This is a genomic window from Salinarimonas chemoclinalis, from assembly GCF_041514305.1.
GTDB classification, from domain to species: Bacteria; Pseudomonadota; Alphaproteobacteria; order Rhizobiales; family Beijerinckiaceae; genus Salinarimonas; species Salinarimonas chemoclinalis.
Map to the genome: position 1 here is coordinate 314804 of NZ_JBGMWH010000001.1, position 13923 is coordinate 328726.

Annotated in this window: 13 protein-coding genes; 6 read left to right on the top strand and 7 right to left on the bottom strand. The window is 72.6% G+C overall.

The window, feature by feature from the left end; all coding sequences use genetic code 11:
• Positions 1 to 228 precede the first annotated feature (228 nt).
• Positions 229 to 1740: a ferredoxin reductase family protein gene (locus AB9M23_RS01500; RefSeq protein WP_372421905.1), complete on the bottom strand. Its 1512-nt coding sequence runs from the start codon at positions 1738 to 1740 to the stop codon at positions 229 to 231.
• A 179-nt stretch (positions 1741 to 1919) separates the two neighbouring features.
• Here AB9M23_RS01500 and AB9M23_RS01505 point away from each other — a divergent pair, with 179 nt between their 5' ends.
• Positions 1920 to 3050 (top strand): polyheme membrane-associated cytochrome C, encoded by a 1131-nt coding sequence (locus AB9M23_RS01505; protein ID WP_372421907.1) that lies wholly within the window; start codon positions 1920 to 1922, stop codon positions 3048 to 3050.
• A gap of 6 nt (positions 3051 to 3056) precedes the next feature.
• On the opposite strand, the gene AB9M23_RS01510 is transcribed toward AB9M23_RS01505, so the two are convergent.
• On the bottom strand, positions 3057 to 4274 hold the full coding sequence (locus AB9M23_RS01510; RefSeq protein WP_372421909.1) for a glycosyltransferase family 4 protein: 1218 nt from the start codon (positions 4272 to 4274) through the stop codon (positions 3057 to 3059).
• A 172-nt stretch (positions 4275 to 4446) separates the two neighbouring features.
• Between AB9M23_RS01510 and AB9M23_RS01515 the strand changes: the two genes are divergently transcribed.
• Positions 4447 to 5229 (top strand): alpha/beta hydrolase, encoded by a 783-nt coding sequence (locus tag AB9M23_RS01515; protein WP_372421911.1) that lies wholly within the window; start codon positions 4447 to 4449, stop codon positions 5227 to 5229.
• 60 nt (positions 5230 to 5289) lie between these two features.
• On the opposite strand, the gene AB9M23_RS01520 is transcribed toward AB9M23_RS01515, so the two are convergent.
• Genes AB9M23_RS01520 through pgsA form a run of 4 tightly spaced genes read right to left on the bottom strand, consistent with a single transcriptional unit; the run spans position 5290 to position 7152 of the window.
• Complete coding sequence (locus AB9M23_RS01520; protein ID WP_372421913.1) at positions 5290 to 5775, bottom strand: GNAT family N-acetyltransferase; 486 nt, start codon at positions 5773 to 5775, stop codon at positions 5290 to 5292.
• A 17-nt stretch (positions 5776 to 5792) separates the two neighbouring features.
• Positions 5793 to 6284 (bottom strand): molybdenum cofactor biosynthesis protein MoaE, encoded by a 492-nt coding sequence (locus tag AB9M23_RS01525; protein ID WP_372421914.1) that lies wholly within the window; start codon positions 6282 to 6284, stop codon positions 5793 to 5795.
• A gap of 4 nt (positions 6285 to 6288) precedes the next feature.
• On the bottom strand, positions 6289 to 6540 hold the full coding sequence (moaD, locus tag AB9M23_RS01530; RefSeq protein WP_372422603.1) for a molybdopterin converting factor subunit 1: 252 nt from the start codon (positions 6538 to 6540) through the stop codon (positions 6289 to 6291).
• 36 nt (positions 6541 to 6576) lie between these two features.
• A complete protein-coding gene (gene pgsA / locus AB9M23_RS01535; protein WP_372421916.1) occupies positions 6577 to 7152 on the bottom strand; it encodes a CDP-diacylglycerol--glycerol-3-phosphate 3-phosphatidyltransferase in 576 nt (191 codons plus the stop codon).
• Between the two features lie 135 nt (positions 7153 to 7287).
• On the opposite strand from pgsA, the gene AB9M23_RS01540 reads away from it, so the two are divergent.
• The 4 genes from AB9M23_RS01540 to bchJ all read left to right on the top strand — a co-directional run bounded on the left by AB9M23_RS01540 (position 7288) and on the right by bchJ (position 13699).
• Positions 7288 to 10260: a bifunctional [glutamine synthetase] adenylyltransferase/[glutamine synthetase]-adenylyl-L-tyrosine phosphorylase gene (locus tag AB9M23_RS01540; RefSeq protein ID WP_372421918.1), complete on the top strand. Its 2973-nt coding sequence runs from the start codon at positions 7288 to 7290 to the stop codon at positions 10258 to 10260.
• Positions 10261 to 10397: 137 nt separating this feature from the next.
• On the top strand, positions 10398 to 11234 hold the full coding sequence (locus AB9M23_RS01545; RefSeq protein WP_372421920.1) for a DUF2865 domain-containing protein: 837 nt from the start codon (positions 10398 to 10400) through the stop codon (positions 11232 to 11234).
• A gap of 122 nt (positions 11235 to 11356) precedes the next feature.
• The gene (gene bchE, locus AB9M23_RS01550) at positions 11357 to 13051 is read left to right on the top strand and encodes a magnesium-protoporphyrin IX monomethyl ester anaerobic oxidative cyclase (protein WP_372421922.1); all 1695 of its coding nucleotides are present in this window, start codon (positions 11357 to 11359) and stop codon (positions 13049 to 13051) included.
• Positions 13052 to 13054: 3 nt separating this feature from the next.
• Complete coding sequence (gene bchJ, locus AB9M23_RS01555; protein ID WP_372421924.1) at positions 13055 to 13699, top strand: bacteriochlorophyll 4-vinyl reductase; 645 nt, start codon at positions 13055 to 13057, stop codon at positions 13697 to 13699.
• On the opposite strand, the gene AB9M23_RS01560 is transcribed toward bchJ, so the two are convergent.
• Positions 13689 to 13847 carry a hypothetical protein gene (locus tag AB9M23_RS01560; RefSeq protein WP_372421926.1) on the bottom strand — a complete coding sequence of 53 codons (159 nt, stop codon included), beginning with the start codon at positions 13845 to 13847 and terminating at the stop codon, positions 13689 to 13691. The two genes, bchJ and AB9M23_RS01560, sit on opposite strands and share 11 nt — an antisense overlap.
• Between the last annotated feature and the right edge of the window lie 76 nt (positions 13848 to 13923).

A 13923-nucleotide genomic window follows, 5' to 3' on the forward strand; every position in this document is an offset into this window, starting at 1 on the left:
CATGGGTCGGCGAATGGCTGATGTCTCCTCGTTTGCGGGATGCGCAGGAAGGCCGCGCCGCGATCGCGGCCGGCCGTCGGGCGCATGTGCCCGGTTCAAGGTGATCGCACGGTCGATCGATCACGGTATCGAGCATGTTTGCGCAATCGCGCCATAAGTCAAGGTGCAGACCGCCGCCGGCACGGGGCGATCGGCGGGCGATCGGCGGGCGATCGCCGTCCGGGCGGCTCATGCGGCGAGCGCGAACAGCCCGACGAGCGCCGCGAGCCCGGCTCCGACGGCCACGATGACGAGGGAGCGCCGCCGGTCCTGGCGCGAGCGCGCCCCCGAGCCGTAGTCGAAGCGCTCGTAGACGACGTTGCGCATCGGCAGGCCGACGTCGAGCAGCGTGTCCGAGACGCCCGTCACCATCGGCCCGGGTCCGCACATGAAGGCGACGGTGCGCGCGGGATCCAGGCCGCGCAGGAGGGCTGCGAGCCGCTCCCGATCGAGCCGGCCCACGGCCCCGTCCCAGCCGTCGGCGCTCGTCTCGCTGACGAGCACGACCTCGAGGTCGAGCAGGGAGGCGTAGCCGCGGATCTCGTCGAGGCGGGCGAAGTTCTCCGGCCGCCCCGCGGCGTAGGCGATGCGGATCGGGCGCGGGTCGCGCCGGGCGGCGAGGTCGCGCAGGAGCCCCATGATCGGCCCGATACCGGCGCCGCCGGCGATCAGCACCACCGCGTCGCACGGGTGCGCGTCGAGCGTGAAGACGCCGTAGGGCCCGTCGATGCCGATCGCCGTGCCGGGCGCGAGCGCGCCGACCCGGCTCGTGAAATCCCCCGCCTCCTTGACGAGGAGGCTCAGCCCGGGGCGCAGCGGGCTGTCGGCGATGGAGAAGGGATGGTCGAGGAGCGGGAACCGGCGCGTGCCCTCCGTCATCCAGACGAACTGGCCGGCGCGGTAGGAGAAGGGCGGGCTGCCGGGGGCCGGCTGGATGTCGAGCTCCCACATCCGGTCGGCCTCGCGCGTCACCGAGGCGAGCCGCCAGGGCCGCCGGTGCAGCGCCGCCCAGCGCCAGCCGTAGAGCACGCCGATCACCGCGATCGCGCCGAGCGCCACTGCCCACCAGAACAGGTTGACCGGTCCCGCCGCGCCGAATCGGCCGGCGGTGATCGCGTGGTGCAGCCCGCCGCCCACGGCGACGAGGGCGAGCACGAGATGGCTGCCGCGCCAGCTCTCGTAGCGCCAGGGAAGCCGCTCGCGCAGCGCCCCGCCGACGACGAGGAGCGCGAGCGCCGCGAGCGCCACGACGCCGCTGCGATAGTGCGGCGCCGTCAGGTAGGCGACGAGCCGCTCGCGCCCGAGCGCGGGATCGGCGAGCCAGGTCGGCAGCACGTAGAGGAGCGGGTGCGCGACGAGCGCGAGGAGGATCCACCAGGCGATCAGCTTGTGGAAGGCCATGATCCGGTCGATGCCGAGCCGTCCGGACACCGCGTCGAATCGCCCGGAGGTGACGAGCTGCACCGCCATCGCGGCCAGCGCCACGAGGCCGAGCCCGGTCGCGACCGTCTCCCACCCGCCGAGGGGGGCCGCGTCGCCGATCGTCGCGAGCGCGAGCGCGGGCGCGACGGCGCAGAAGGCGAGGTAGAGCGCCGCCAGGGCGGGGCCGGGCAGACGGGCGGATCGGTGGGCCGATCCGCCCGCGGGCGCCTCCCCGGCGTCGAAGTCGCGCGGTCTCCCGGCGGCGTCCTGCGTGTCCATCGCGCTCTCGGCTCGTGTACGCCGGCTTCTCGGAAGCCGGCAAGTGTAAGCCGGCTCTCGAAAACCGGCTCGATGAAAGGTGCCGTCAGTCCACCCTGGAGGCTTGCCAAGGTCAAGACGTTGCCGCACCCTGTCGCGGGTTCGGGTCGACTTCACTGCGCGACGACGGGAGATGTGCCATGCTGACCGCCTGGGTGGGGAACGGACGTCTCGCCATGCTCGCCCTCCTGGCCATGCTCGCCCTCCTGGCCCTGCTCGTCGCGCCTTTGCAGGCGCAGGCGCAGGAAAGCGCGGGCTCGAGCGAGCTCGACCGGCTCGCCGCCATCGTCGAGCGCTGGCTCGCCTCCCCGCACGGGGACTACCACTCGGGCTCGTTCACGCACTGGAACGCCGAGGGCGAGGTGCCGGTGGCCTGCGCCGCCTGCCACTCCCAGCCCGGCTTCGTCGACTTCCTCGGCGCCGACGGCAGCGCGGCCGGTGCCGTCGACGCGCCGGCCGCGATCAACGCCCCGATCGGCTGCGCCTCGTGCCACACGCAAGCCGCGCACGCGCTCGATGCCGTGACGTTCCCCTCCGGCGTGGTCGTCGATTCGCTCGACGCGTCGGCGGCGTGCACGGTCTGCCACCAGGGCCGCCAGTCCGGCGACGCCGTCGCCGCCGCGACCGCGGGGCTCGAATGGGACACGGTCTCCGGCGATCTGCGCTTCCTCAACATCCACTACGGCGTCGCGGCGGCGACCATGCACGGCTCGGACGTGCGCGGCGGCTTCCAGTATCCCGGCTTCTCCTACGCCCAGACCTTCGAGCACGTGCCGAGCGCCGCGACCTGCGTCGCCTGCCACCAGCCGCACACGACGCAGGTCGCCACCGACTCGTGCTTCGCCTGCCACCAGGGCGTCGACGACATCCGGGCGATCCGCATGCGCCACGCGGACTTCGACGGCAACGGCGATCGCTCGGGCGGCATCCTCTCCGAGATCCAGGGCCTCCACGCCATGCTCTACACGGCGATCCGCACCTACGCGGCCGACGTCGCCGGCGCGCCGATCGTCTACGCGGACAGCTTCCCCTATTTCTTCGCCGATGCGGACGGGGACGGGGCGATCGCGCCGGAGGACGCCATTCCGCCCAACCGCTACGCGAGCTGGACGCCGCGCCTGCTGGCGGCGGCCTACAATTATCAGGCGGTGAAGAAGGACCCCGGCGGCTGGGTGCACAATCCCGCCTACCAGATCCAGCTCCTGCACGACAGCCTTCTCAGCCTGTCGGACAGCGTGCCGGTGGACACTGCCGGCCTGCGGCGGCCGTGAGGTCGCTCAGCCGCCTCGGCGCGCCAGCAGCGTCGCGTAGACGTCGAGCGTGTCGGCGACCATGCGGTCGAGGGAGAAGTGCCGCTCGACATGGAGTCGCGCACGCAGCGCCATCGCCTCCCGGGCGCTGGCGCCGAGCGTGAGCGCCTCGGCGATCGCATCGGCGAGCGCCTCCGCGTCCCCGGCGGCGACGCGCCAGCCGGTGCGCTGGGAGGGCTCGACCTGCGGCGGGGCGAGCACGGTCTCGGGCACGGCGCCGAGGTCCGAGACCACGACCGGCGTGCCCATCGCCTGCGCCTCCACGGCCGAGCGGCCGAAGGCCTCCGGTTCCGTCGAGGGCACCGTCACCACGGACGCGCCGAGGAAGGCGGCGGGCATGTCCGTGCAGTGGCCCACCCGCCGCACCAGGTCCGCGACGCCGCGCGCGGCGACGAGCCCGTCGAGCTCGCGCACGTAGCCCTCGCGCCCCTGCGGATCGCCGGCGAGGACGAAGACGACGTCCGACAGCCCCCAACTCTTCAGCCGCGCCGCAGCCTCGATGAGGACGCTCTGCCCCTTCCAGCCGGTGAGGCGGGCGGCGAGCAGAACGACGCGCTGGTGGGGCGCGACGCCCCACTCCGCCCGCAGCGCCTCGATCCGTTCCGGCGCCACGGCGGAGGGGGCGTAGGCGGAGAGATCCGTGCCGCGGTGGATCACCCGCAGCCGCGGCTCGGCCTCCGGGTAGAGGCCGGCGATCAGCCCAGCGGTGTAGTGCGAGTTGGCGATGACGATGTCGCCGCGCGCCATGATGCGGTTGTAGCGATGCTTCAGGCCCGTGCGGCTCTGGTAGGAGCCGTGATAGGTCGTCACGAAGGGGAGCGACAGCGCCCGCGCCGCGCCGAGCGCCGACCAGGCCGGCGCCCGCGAGCGGGCGTGGATCAGCGCGACGCCCTCGTCGAGGGAGAGCCGCGCGAGCCGGCGCACGTTGCGCAGCATCGAGAGCGGGTTCTTCGTCGCCGCCGGAAAGGGCACCCAGATGCCCCCCTTCGCCTGGAGCTCGCCGACGAGCCGCCCGCCCTCGGTGGCGACGAGGGCGCGCGCGCCCACCGCCGCGAGCCCGGCCGCGACGTCGACCGCCGTGCGCTCGGCGCCGCCGGCCTCCAGTTCGGGAATGATCTGCAGGATCGTGCGCCCGGCGAGCGGATGGGCGGCGGGATCGAAGGCGACGTCGCGCGCGGCGCTCATGCGGCGCCTCGCGCGCCGGGCGCCCCGCGTGCTAAGGCACGGGTCGGAGGCTGGCGGGGCCGTGGCGAACGCGATGACATGGGGCGGGCCTCGAGCATGGCGCGGCGCGGCTGCGGCCCGCGCGCGGATCTACGCAGTAACGCCTGAAACAGCGTTGAGGTTTGGTAAAACCATGGCGGAAATGATCGAGATCGGCACCGGCTCGGCGGCGCGGCGCATCGCGGTGGAGGCGCGCGCCGCGACGAGCCGGCCGGATTCGCCCCCCGTCGTCTGGCTCGGCGGCTTCCGCAGCGACATGCGCGGCGGCAAGGCCGAGCGGCTCGACGCCTTCTGCGAACGCGCCGGCGGCGCGTGCGTGCGCTTCGACTACATGGGCCACGGCGAATCGGGCGGGCGCTTCGAGGACGGCACGATCTCCACGTGGCTGGAGGACGCGCTCGGCGTCGTCGACCGCTTCGTCGACCGCCCGCCGGTGCTGGTGGGGTCCTCCATGGGCGGCTGGATCGCGCTCCTCGTCGCCCGCGCCCTCGCCGGCACGCCCAAGGCGCCCGCCGGCATGGTGCTGATCGCGCCGGCGGCGGACTTCACCGAGCGCCTGATGTGGGCGCATTTTCCGCGAGCGGTGCGCGACACGATCCTGCGCGAGGGCGTGTTCCACGCCCCGTCCGAGTACGGCGACCCGACGCCGATCACCCGGGCGCTCATCGAGGACGGCCGCCGGCATCTCCTGATGGACGGGCCGATCGCCACCGGCTGCCCCGTCCACATCCTCCAGGGCATGAAGGACCCCGACGTTCCCTGGCGCCATGCGGTGGAGACCATGGAGGCGATGGCCTCCGATTCGGTGACGATGACGCTGATCGGGGACGGCGACCACCGCCTCTCGCGGGAGGAGGACCTGGATCGGCTGGAGGCGGCGGTGGCGCGGATGGTGGAGGGGGCGGCTACGAGCTGAGCGCGGTCGCGACCACTGTCACCCCGGGTCCGCTTCGCGACCCGGGGTGACGGCCCGTGCTCACAGCCTCCGATACATGACCAGCGCGTCCACCTCCCCCATCGTCGGGTGCGCGAAGGCGCCCGGCAGCCTCCCGACGACGTCGAAGCCGAGACTCTCCCAGAGCCGCACCGCGCGGACGTTGGTCGAGACGACGAAGTTGAACTGCATCGCGCGAAAGCCGCGGCGGCGGGCCTCCTCCAGCGAATGCGCCGCCATCGCCCGCGCCACGCCGCGGCCGCTCGCCTCCGCCGCGGTGACGTAGCCGCAATTGGCGACGTGCGCCCCGCCGCCGCGCTGGTTCGCGCGCATGTAGTAGGTCCCGAACATCTCGCCGTCGCCCTCGGCGACGAAGGTCGCGTGCGCCGGCGCCAGCCAGTAGGCGAGCGCGTCCGCGCGGCTCATGTCGCGCTCGAGCGTGTAGGTGTCTCCGGCGCGGATCATCGGCTCGAGGACGCGCCAGAGCGCGTCGGCGTCCGCTTCGGGATGGGCGGGGCGGATGCGCATGGATGTCCCCGATCGGCTCACCGCACCCACCGGTCCGCCGCCCGCTCGTCCTCGGCCTTGGAGGCGACCCAGCCGCCGGCCTCCGCCTCGCCCGCCGGGTGCTCGCGCTTCCAGAAGGGTGCCTTGGTCTTGAGCCAGTCCATCATGAAGTCGGCCGCCTCGAAGGCGGCGCGGCGGTGCGGGGAGGCGGCGACCACCAGCACGATCTCGTCGCCGGGGCGGATCACGCCGTAGCGGTGGATGGCGACGAGCCCCTGGAGCGGGAAGCGCCGCGCGGCCTCGCCCGCGACCCGCGCGATCTCGGCCTGCGCCATGCCGGGATAGTGCTCGAGCTCGAGCGCGGCGAGACGCCCGCCCTCGTCGCGGCACAGCCCGGTGAAGGTCACGACCGCGCCGACGTCGGTGCGCCCGCGCACCAGCGCGGCGGCCTCCGCGGCGGCCTCGAAGGGCTCGGCCTGGATGCGGACGATCGGCACGATCGGCGGGGGCGGCGGGGCGCTCTCGTCCACGGCCTCAGCCTCCGGTCATCGGCGGGAAGAAGGCGATCTCGCCCGCCCCGGTGATCACGGCGTCGCGGTGGACGTGGAGCTGGTCCATGGCCGCGCGGATCACGGTCTCGTTCTCGAAGGCGTAGGCGTATTCCTCGCCGCGGCCCTTCAGCCAGGCGACGAGGTCGGCGATCGTCGTCACGTCGGCGGGCGGCTCGACGACCTCCTCGGTCTTGCCGATGCGCTCGCGCACCCAGGCGAAATAGAGGACCTTCACCGCCATCGACCCGCTCCCGCGCTTCCTGTTCCGCTCTCAATCCTCGACGAGATAGCGCAATCCCGCGCGCATGTAGTCCCAGCCCGTCCAGAGCGTCAGCAGCGCCGCCGCCCACAGCAGGACGAGGCCCGTGACCGTCGTCCAGGCGAAGACCTGGTCGCCCGCCGGCCCGGCGACGAGGAAGCCGAGCGCCACGAGTTGGAGAGTCGTCTTGTACTTCGCCACCCGCGACACCGGTACCGAGACCTTCAGCTCGGCGAGGAACTCGCGCAGGCCCGAGACCAGGATCTCGCGCAGGAGGATGACGATCGCCGCCCAGATGTTCCAGCCCGCGATCGTCTCGTGGGCGACGAGCATCATGAGCACCGCCGCCACGAGCAGCTTGTCGGCGATCGGGTCGAGCATGCGCCCCAGCGCCGATTGCTGGTTCCAGGCGCGGGCGAGCCAGCCATCGAAATAGTCGGTGATCGCGGCGGCGACGAAGATGCCGAGCGCCCACCAGCGCGCCCAGCTCTCGTTGGGCCAGAACAGCAGGACCACCACGGCCGGCACGGCGAGGCAGCGCCCGTAGGTGAGGAGGTTGGGCAGGGAGAGCGCTGTCGATCGTTTCATGCCGGATCCGGTCGCTTGCGGGCAGAGAGCACGCCGCGCGGGGAGACGTCAATCCACCGCGGCGCGCGGGAGACGGGCATGACACGCGGGCGCGACACGCTATTGTCGGCGCCCCGGAGGACGCACCCGACCGCCATGACAGACACCACAGCCCTCGTCGCCCGCCTCTGCGACGCCTGCCCGACCTGCTCGGCGAAGATCGCCAAGGCGCGCCTTTCCGAGCTCGTCGACGCCGCACGCGCCGACGCGGCGACCGCGCCGCTCGCCCCCCACCTGGAGAGCGGTCCGCTGCGCAACCTCGTCGGCCTGATCTTCGAGCACTCGCCCTTCCTCACGCGCCTCGCCTCGCGGCCGGAGCGACTCGCCCGGCTCGCGCTCGCCGCGCCGGAGGAGAGCCACGCGCGCATCGTCGCCGAGCAGCGCGGCCGCTTCCGCGCGGTCGCCGCCGGGGAGGCGCGCCGGGAGGACGTGGCGAAGGCGCTGCGGCGGGCGCGGGCCGAGCACGCGCTCCTCGTCGCGCTCGCCGATATCGGCGGCGTCTGGGACGTCGACCGGGTCGTCGCCGCGCTCTCGGACTTCGCCGACGCCTCGGTGGCGGGCGCGGCGGACACGCTCCTCGTCGAGGCCGCCGCCGCCGGCAAGCTGACGCTGCCCGATCCGGACGAGCCCGGTCGCGGCACGGGCGCGGTGATCCTCGCGCTCGGCAAGCACGGCGGGCGCGAGCTGAACTATTCCAGCGACATCGACCTCGTCGTCTTCTTCGATCCCGCCTGCGAGGCGATGAAGGACCCGATGGAGGCGCCGCCCTTCTACGCGCGCTTCGCCCAGAACCTCGCCAAGATGCTGCAGGAGCGCACCGGCGAGGGCTACGTCCACCGGGTCGACTACCGCCTGCGCCCGGACCCCGGCTCGACCCCCGTGGCGGTGGCGCTGCCCTCGGCCTATTCCTACTACGAGAGCGTCGGCCAGAACTGGGAGCGTGCGGCCCTGATCAAGGCGCGGCCGGTCGCCGGGGACGTCGCCCTCGGCGCGGGCTTCCTCGAGGAGCTCGCGCCCTTCGTCTGGCGCAAGTACTTCGACTTCGCGGCGATCGCCGACGTCCACGCCATGAAGCGCCAGATCCACGCCGTGCGCGGCCACGCGGAGATCGCGGTGGCGGGACACGACATCAAGCTCGGGCGCGGCGGCATTCGCGAGATCGAATTCTTCGTGCAGACGCAGCAACTCGTCTTCGGCGGACGCCGGCCTTCGCTGAGGGGGCGGCGCACGCTGGAGATGCTCGCCGAACTCCAGGCGGAGGGCTGGATCACGGCGGAAGCCCGCGACGAGCTCGCCGCCGCCTACCGCTTCCTGCGCGGCATCGAGCATCGGCTCCAGATGGTCGCAGACGAGCAGACGCAGCGCCTGCCCGCCGACGAAGCGACGCTCAAGGGCTTCGCGCGCTTCTGCGGCTACAAGAGCGCCAAGGCCTTCGGCAAGGCGCTGACCGACGTCGCGCGCACGGTGCAGAAGCACTACGCGCTCCTGTTCGAGGAGGGGCCGGAGCTCGCCTCCGAGGCCGGCAGCCTCGTCTTCACCGGCGCGGAGATCGACCCGGAGACGCTCGGCACGCTGCGCAAGATGGGCTTCCGCGACCCGGAGAAGGCGGCGGAGACGGTGCGCGGCTGGCATTTCGGGCGACGCGCCGCGATCACCTCGGCCCGCGCCCGCGAGGTGCTGACCGAGCTGACGCCGGCCTTGCTCGCCGGGCTCGGCGGCACGGCGGATCCGGACGGTGCGCTGGAACGGCTCGACGCCGTGTTCGGCCGCATGAAGGCCGCCGTCGAGCTGATGACGATCCTCCTCAACCACGATCGCCTGCTCACGCTGTTCGCCGACCTGCTCGGCACGGCGCCGCGCCTCGCCGACACCGTGGCGAAGAGCCCCCACGTGCTGGATGCGATCATCGATCCCGCCTTCGGCGACCCGATCGTCGACGAGGGCGAGATGCTCGTGCAGGTCCGCGACGCGCTCGGCAACCCCGCCTCCTTCGAGGACTTCCTCGACCGGACCCGCGACGTCACCCGCCAGGCGACGTTCGTTACCGGGGCGCGGATGCTGTCGGGCGTGTTCTCGCCCGAGCGCGCCGGCCAGGCCTACGCCGCCATCGCCCAGGCGGTGGTGCAGACCTCCTACGAGGCGGTGGAGCGCGAGTTCGTGGCCGACTACGGCCGCGTGCCCGGGGGGCGCATCGCCATCCTCGGCCTCGGCCGGCTCGGCACGCGGGAGATGACGGCGACGTCGGACCTCGATCTCGTCGTCCTCTACGACTACGACCACGAGAACCGCGAGAGCGACGGGCGCAAGGCGGTGGACGCCACGGTCTACTACACCCGCCTGACCCAGCGGCTCGTCTCGGCGCTGACCGCGCCGACCCGACGCGGGGCGCTCTACGAGGTGGACCTGCGGCTTCGGCCCTCCGGGCGCTCCGGGCCGGTCGCGACGCAGTTCCGCGGCTTCCTCGCCTACCAGCGCGAGGACGCGGAATTGTGGGAGCACATGGCGCTGACCCGCGCGCGGGTGGTGGCCGGCGACGGCGGCCTCGCCGCGGACGCGACCCGCGCGATCGCCGACGTGGTGGGGCTGGCGCGCGACCCGGCGATGGTCGCCCGGGAGGTGCTCGCCATGCGCCGGCTCGTCGCCCGCGAGAAGGGCGAGGGCGACGCCTGGGACATGAAGCTCGCCGCCGGCGGCCTCACCGATCTCGACTTCCTCGCCCAGGCCTTCGTGCTGGCGAACGCGCACGCGCGCCCGGGCCTCGTCGGCCTGTCGCCGGGCCTCGCGCTGGCGCATGCCGGGGACGCGGGCTTCCTGACGGGCGAGGAGGCGGACGTGCTCCTCGCCGCGCAGGCGCTGCTGACGCGGGTCTTCCACTGGCAGCGTCTCACGGTGGAGGGGCGTTTCGACCCGAAGAGCGCGCCGCCCGCGATCCTGCGGCGGCTGGCGGCGGAGGCCGGCGTCCCCGATCCGGCGCGCCTCGCGGCGGAACTCGGGGAGACCCGCAAGCGGGTGCGGGAGATCTTCGAGCGGCGGCTGGAAGCCATGTCCGCCGGCGCTCTTCGGCAATAGGACGATTTTCGGCTACGGAACTCTTCCCCGGATGGAGACTTGCCGTTCCGAATTCTGGAACGACCCACCGGGGTACAGCCGTGACCATGCGCAAATCTGGCCGACGCGCCGGCGATACGCCGCGCGAGAGCGGCTCCGTGCGACTCGCCGTGCGACTCGCCGGCATCGCCCTCCTCGCCGCCGGCCTTGCGCCGGCTCTCGCGCCGAGCGCCGTCGAGGCGACCGGAGCGCTCGATTTCTTCCGGGCGGACGCCCGCGCTCCCGCTACGCAGCAGGTGAACGCGCCGCCGCCGCCGCGCGACGCCTTCGCGCGGCGGCATCGGGTGCTGCCCTCCGTGCCGCAGCCCGCGACGACCGAGGCCGCGGTGACCTCGCGGCGCCCCGCGCAGGTCGCGGCCGGCGCCGCCGGCCGCACGATGTGCGTGCGCATGTGCGACGGCTACGCCTTCCCCGTCGGCGATCTCGCGTCGCAGCGCGACCTGCCGCTGCACGACCTCGCCTGCAACGCCGGTTGCCCCGGCGCGCCGACGAAGCTCTTCGTGCTCGCGCCGGGCGAGGACGATCTCGACCATGCCCGCGCCGCCGACGGCATGCGCTACGTCGACGTGCCGATGGCGGGCGCCTATCGCACCTCGACCGACGACACCTGCTCGTGCCAGGGGCCGAACCGGCGCGTCGCCGAGCGGCTCGATATCCGCCTCGACATGACCCTGCGCCGCGGCGACATCGTCATGACCAACCAGGGACCGCTCGTCTTCCGCGGCCGCGACGGGCGGCCCGCGGGCCTCGCCGACTTCCGCCCCTTCCGCGAGGCGCAGATGACGGCGAGCCTGCGCGAGAAGGCCGACGAGCGCCTCGGCATCAGCGCGCGCCGGGCCGTTGAGGAGGCGTTCGCCGAAGAGAACGGTCTGCGGCGCGACGTGGCGGAGCTGGAAACGGCGGAGCTGGAGACGGCGGTGGTCGAGACGCGGTGAGCCCGGCGCGCGGCCGTCGCGGCCGTGTCCCTCGGGCGATTGCGGAGCCTTGATCTAGATCACGTTGCCTGACGTCATGATGTGTCAGCCTTTCCTGACAACGATCGTCGGGAGGCTCCCCCATGCGCATCATGCTGATCCACCCCAACTACCATTCCGGCGGCGCCGAGATCGCCGGGAACTGGCCCCCCGCCTGGGTGGCCTACCTGGCCGGATCGCTGAAGAACGCGGGCTTCACCGACGTCGTCTTCGTCGATGCGATGACGAACCACCTCTCCGACGAGGAGATCCGCGCCGAGATCGAGAAGGCGAACCCCGACATGGTCGGGACGACCGCCATCACGCCCTCGATCTACAAGGCGGAGCGGGTGCTCGAGATCGCCAAGGAGGTGAATCCCGAGATCGTCACCGTCATCGGCGGCGTGCACGCGACCTTCATGTACAAGCAGGTGCTCTCCGAGGCGCCCTGGATCGACGTGGTGGTGCGCGGCGAGGGCGAGGAGATCATCGTCGATCTCTGCACGGCCGTGCTCAACGGCCGCTGGCCGGCCGACCGCAACGCCATCCGCGGCCTCGCCTTCCGCGAGGGCGACACGATCGTCGCGAGCCCGGCGGCGCCGACGGTGAAGAACGTCGACGCGATCTCGCCGGACTGGTCGCTGCTCGAGTGGGAGAAGTACATCTACATCCCGCTCGGCGTGCGCGTCGCGATCCCGAACATGGCGCGCGGCTGCCCGTTCACCTGCACCTTCTGCAGCCAGTGGAAATTCTGGCGCGATTACCGGGTGCGCGACCCGAAGAAGGTGGTGGACGAGATCGAGGCGCTGGTGCGCGACCATCAGGTGGGCTTCTTCATTCTCGCCGACGAGGAGCCGACCATCAACAAGAAGAAGTTCATGGCCTTCTGCCAGGAGCTGATCGACCGCGGGCTGCCCGACAGGATCAAGTGGGGCATCAACACCCGCGTCACCGACATCCTGCGCGACATCGACGACCTGAAGTTCTACCGCGCGGCCGGCCTCGTCCACGTCTCGCTCGGCACGGAGGCGGCGGCGCAGATGAAGCTCGACCGCTTCAACAAGGAGACCACGATCGAGGACAACAAGCGCGCCATCCGCGCGCTGCGCGACGCCGACATCTTCGTGGAGGCGCAGTTCATCGTCGGGCTCGAGAACGAGACCGCCGAGACGCTGGAGGAGACCTACCAGATGGCGCGGGACTGGGACCCGGACCTCGCCAACTGGTCGATGTACACGCCCTGGCCCTATACGCCGCTCTTCCAGGAGCTGGGCGACAAGGTCGAGATCTACGACTTCGACAAGTACAACTTCGTCACGCCGATCATCAAGCCGGACGCGATGGAGCGCGGCGAGCTGCTCGACCGGGTGATGAACAACTACCGGCGCTTCTACATGAAGAAGGCGCTGTTCGACTACCCGTGGAAGGGCAAGGGCTTCCGACGGCGCTACCTGCTCGGCTGCCTGAAGGCCTTCCTGAAGGCCGGCTTCGCGAGGACGTTCTACGATCTCGGCAAGGTGAACTACTGGGGGCCGCAGTCGAAGGGCAAGGTGGACTTCCACTTCGACGAGACCCGCACCATCGCCCCCGCCCAGGCGGACGAGTGGCAGGCGGCGGCGGACCGCGCCAAGGCGCATCGCCAGGCCAAGCAGAGCGCGGCGCTGCGCGAGCGCGCGGCTGTCGCGAAGGCCGCGCGGGCGGACGTGCGCGAGACGCCGGCGGGCGTTCTCCCCGATCGCCGCGAGGGTGCGGTCATGGCCTGCGGCGGCGGCAAGCAGCAGATGGAAGAGGACGCCTGAGCGATGAGCGCGCCCTCGGCCGCACCCCTCGCCTCCCACGGTGACGCGGATGCGTCGACCGCTCCGGTGACGGCGCGGATCGGGCCCAACGCCATCATCCAGATGCGCGAGGTGCTGCTCGAGGCGCTCGGCCGCCGGGAGACCGGGCGCATCCTCGTCCAGGCGGGGCTCGAGCCCTACGTCTTCGCGGTCCCCGAGGCGATGGTCGACGAGCGCGAGGTGGTGGCGCTCCACGCCGTGCTGCGCGCGGCCGTCGGCGAGGCGCGGGCGGCCGACCTCGGCTTCGAGGCCGGGCTGCGCACCGGCCGCTACCTGCTCGCGCACCGCATTCCCGCGCCGGCCCGGTGGGTCCTCGCCCGCCTCCCGGCGCGGCTCGCGAGCCGGCTCCTCCTGAAGGCGGTGGCGCGTCATTCCTGGACCTTCGCGGGGTCCGGCGCCTTTTCCGTCCTGGCCACCGCGCCCGCGCGGGTACGGATCGGCGGCTGCCCGCTCGTCTCGGGTGCGCGCCTCGCGCTGCCGGGCTGCGCCTTCTACGCAGGCACGTTCGAGGCGCTCTGGCGCGCCCTCGTCCATCCGCGCGCCCGCTGCCGACAGACCGCCTGCGAGGGCCGCGGCGACGACGCCTGCCTGTTCGAAATCAGCTGGTAGGCGGCGTGCGCGCGGCCTCGCGGCCCGCCGCCTCGCGGTCGCGCCGGATCTCGCGGCGCACCGACACGAGCTGCCAGACGCCGAAGGCGATGGGCAGGAGGAGCCAAAGGCCCGCCTTCCCGAGCGTGAATATCTCCGCAGCGTTCATGTCGACCCGCCTCCTTCGCCGGGGTCTACGCACGGCACGGCGCACCCGACCTGCGACACGACGACCGCGATCGGCG

What these genes read in the sequence shown, in the direction of transcription:
- AB9M23_RS01500 (WP_372421905.1), bottom strand. Translation starts at nt 1,740, where the DNA reads ATGGACACGCAGGACGCCGCCGGGAGACCGCGCGACTTCGACGCCGGG.
- AB9M23_RS01505 (WP_372421907.1), top strand. Translation starts at nt 1,920, where the DNA reads ATGCTGACCGCCTGGGTGGGGAACGGACGTCTCGCCATGCTCGCCCTC.
- AB9M23_RS01510 (WP_372421909.1), bottom strand. Translation starts at nt 4,274, where the DNA reads ATGAGCGCCGCGCGCGACGTCGCCTTCGATCCCGCCGCCCATCCGCTC.
- AB9M23_RS01515 (WP_372421911.1), top strand. Translation starts at nt 4,447, where the DNA reads ATGGCGGAAATGATCGAGATCGGCACCGGCTCGGCGGCGCGGCGCATC.
- AB9M23_RS01520 (WP_372421913.1), bottom strand. Translation starts at nt 5,775, where the DNA reads ATGCGCATCCGCCCCGCCCATCCCGAAGCGGACGCCGACGCGCTCTGG.
- pgsA (WP_372421916.1), bottom strand. Translation starts at nt 7,152, where the DNA reads ATGAAACGATCGACAGCGCTCTCCCTGCCCAACCTCCTCACCTACGGG.
- AB9M23_RS01540 (WP_372421918.1), top strand. Translation starts at nt 7,288, where the DNA reads ATGACAGACACCACAGCCCTCGTCGCCCGCCTCTGCGACGCCTGCCCG.
- bchE (WP_372421922.1), top strand. Translation starts at nt 11,357, where the DNA reads ATGCGCATCATGCTGATCCACCCCAACTACCATTCCGGCGGCGCCGAG.
- bchJ (WP_372421924.1), top strand. Translation starts at nt 13,055, where the DNA reads ATGAGCGCGCCCTCGGCCGCACCCCTCGCCTCCCACGGTGACGCGGAT.
- AB9M23_RS01560 (WP_372421926.1), bottom strand. Translation starts at nt 13,847, where the DNA reads ATGAACGCTGCGGAGATATTCACGCTCGGGAAGGCGGGCCTTTGGCTC.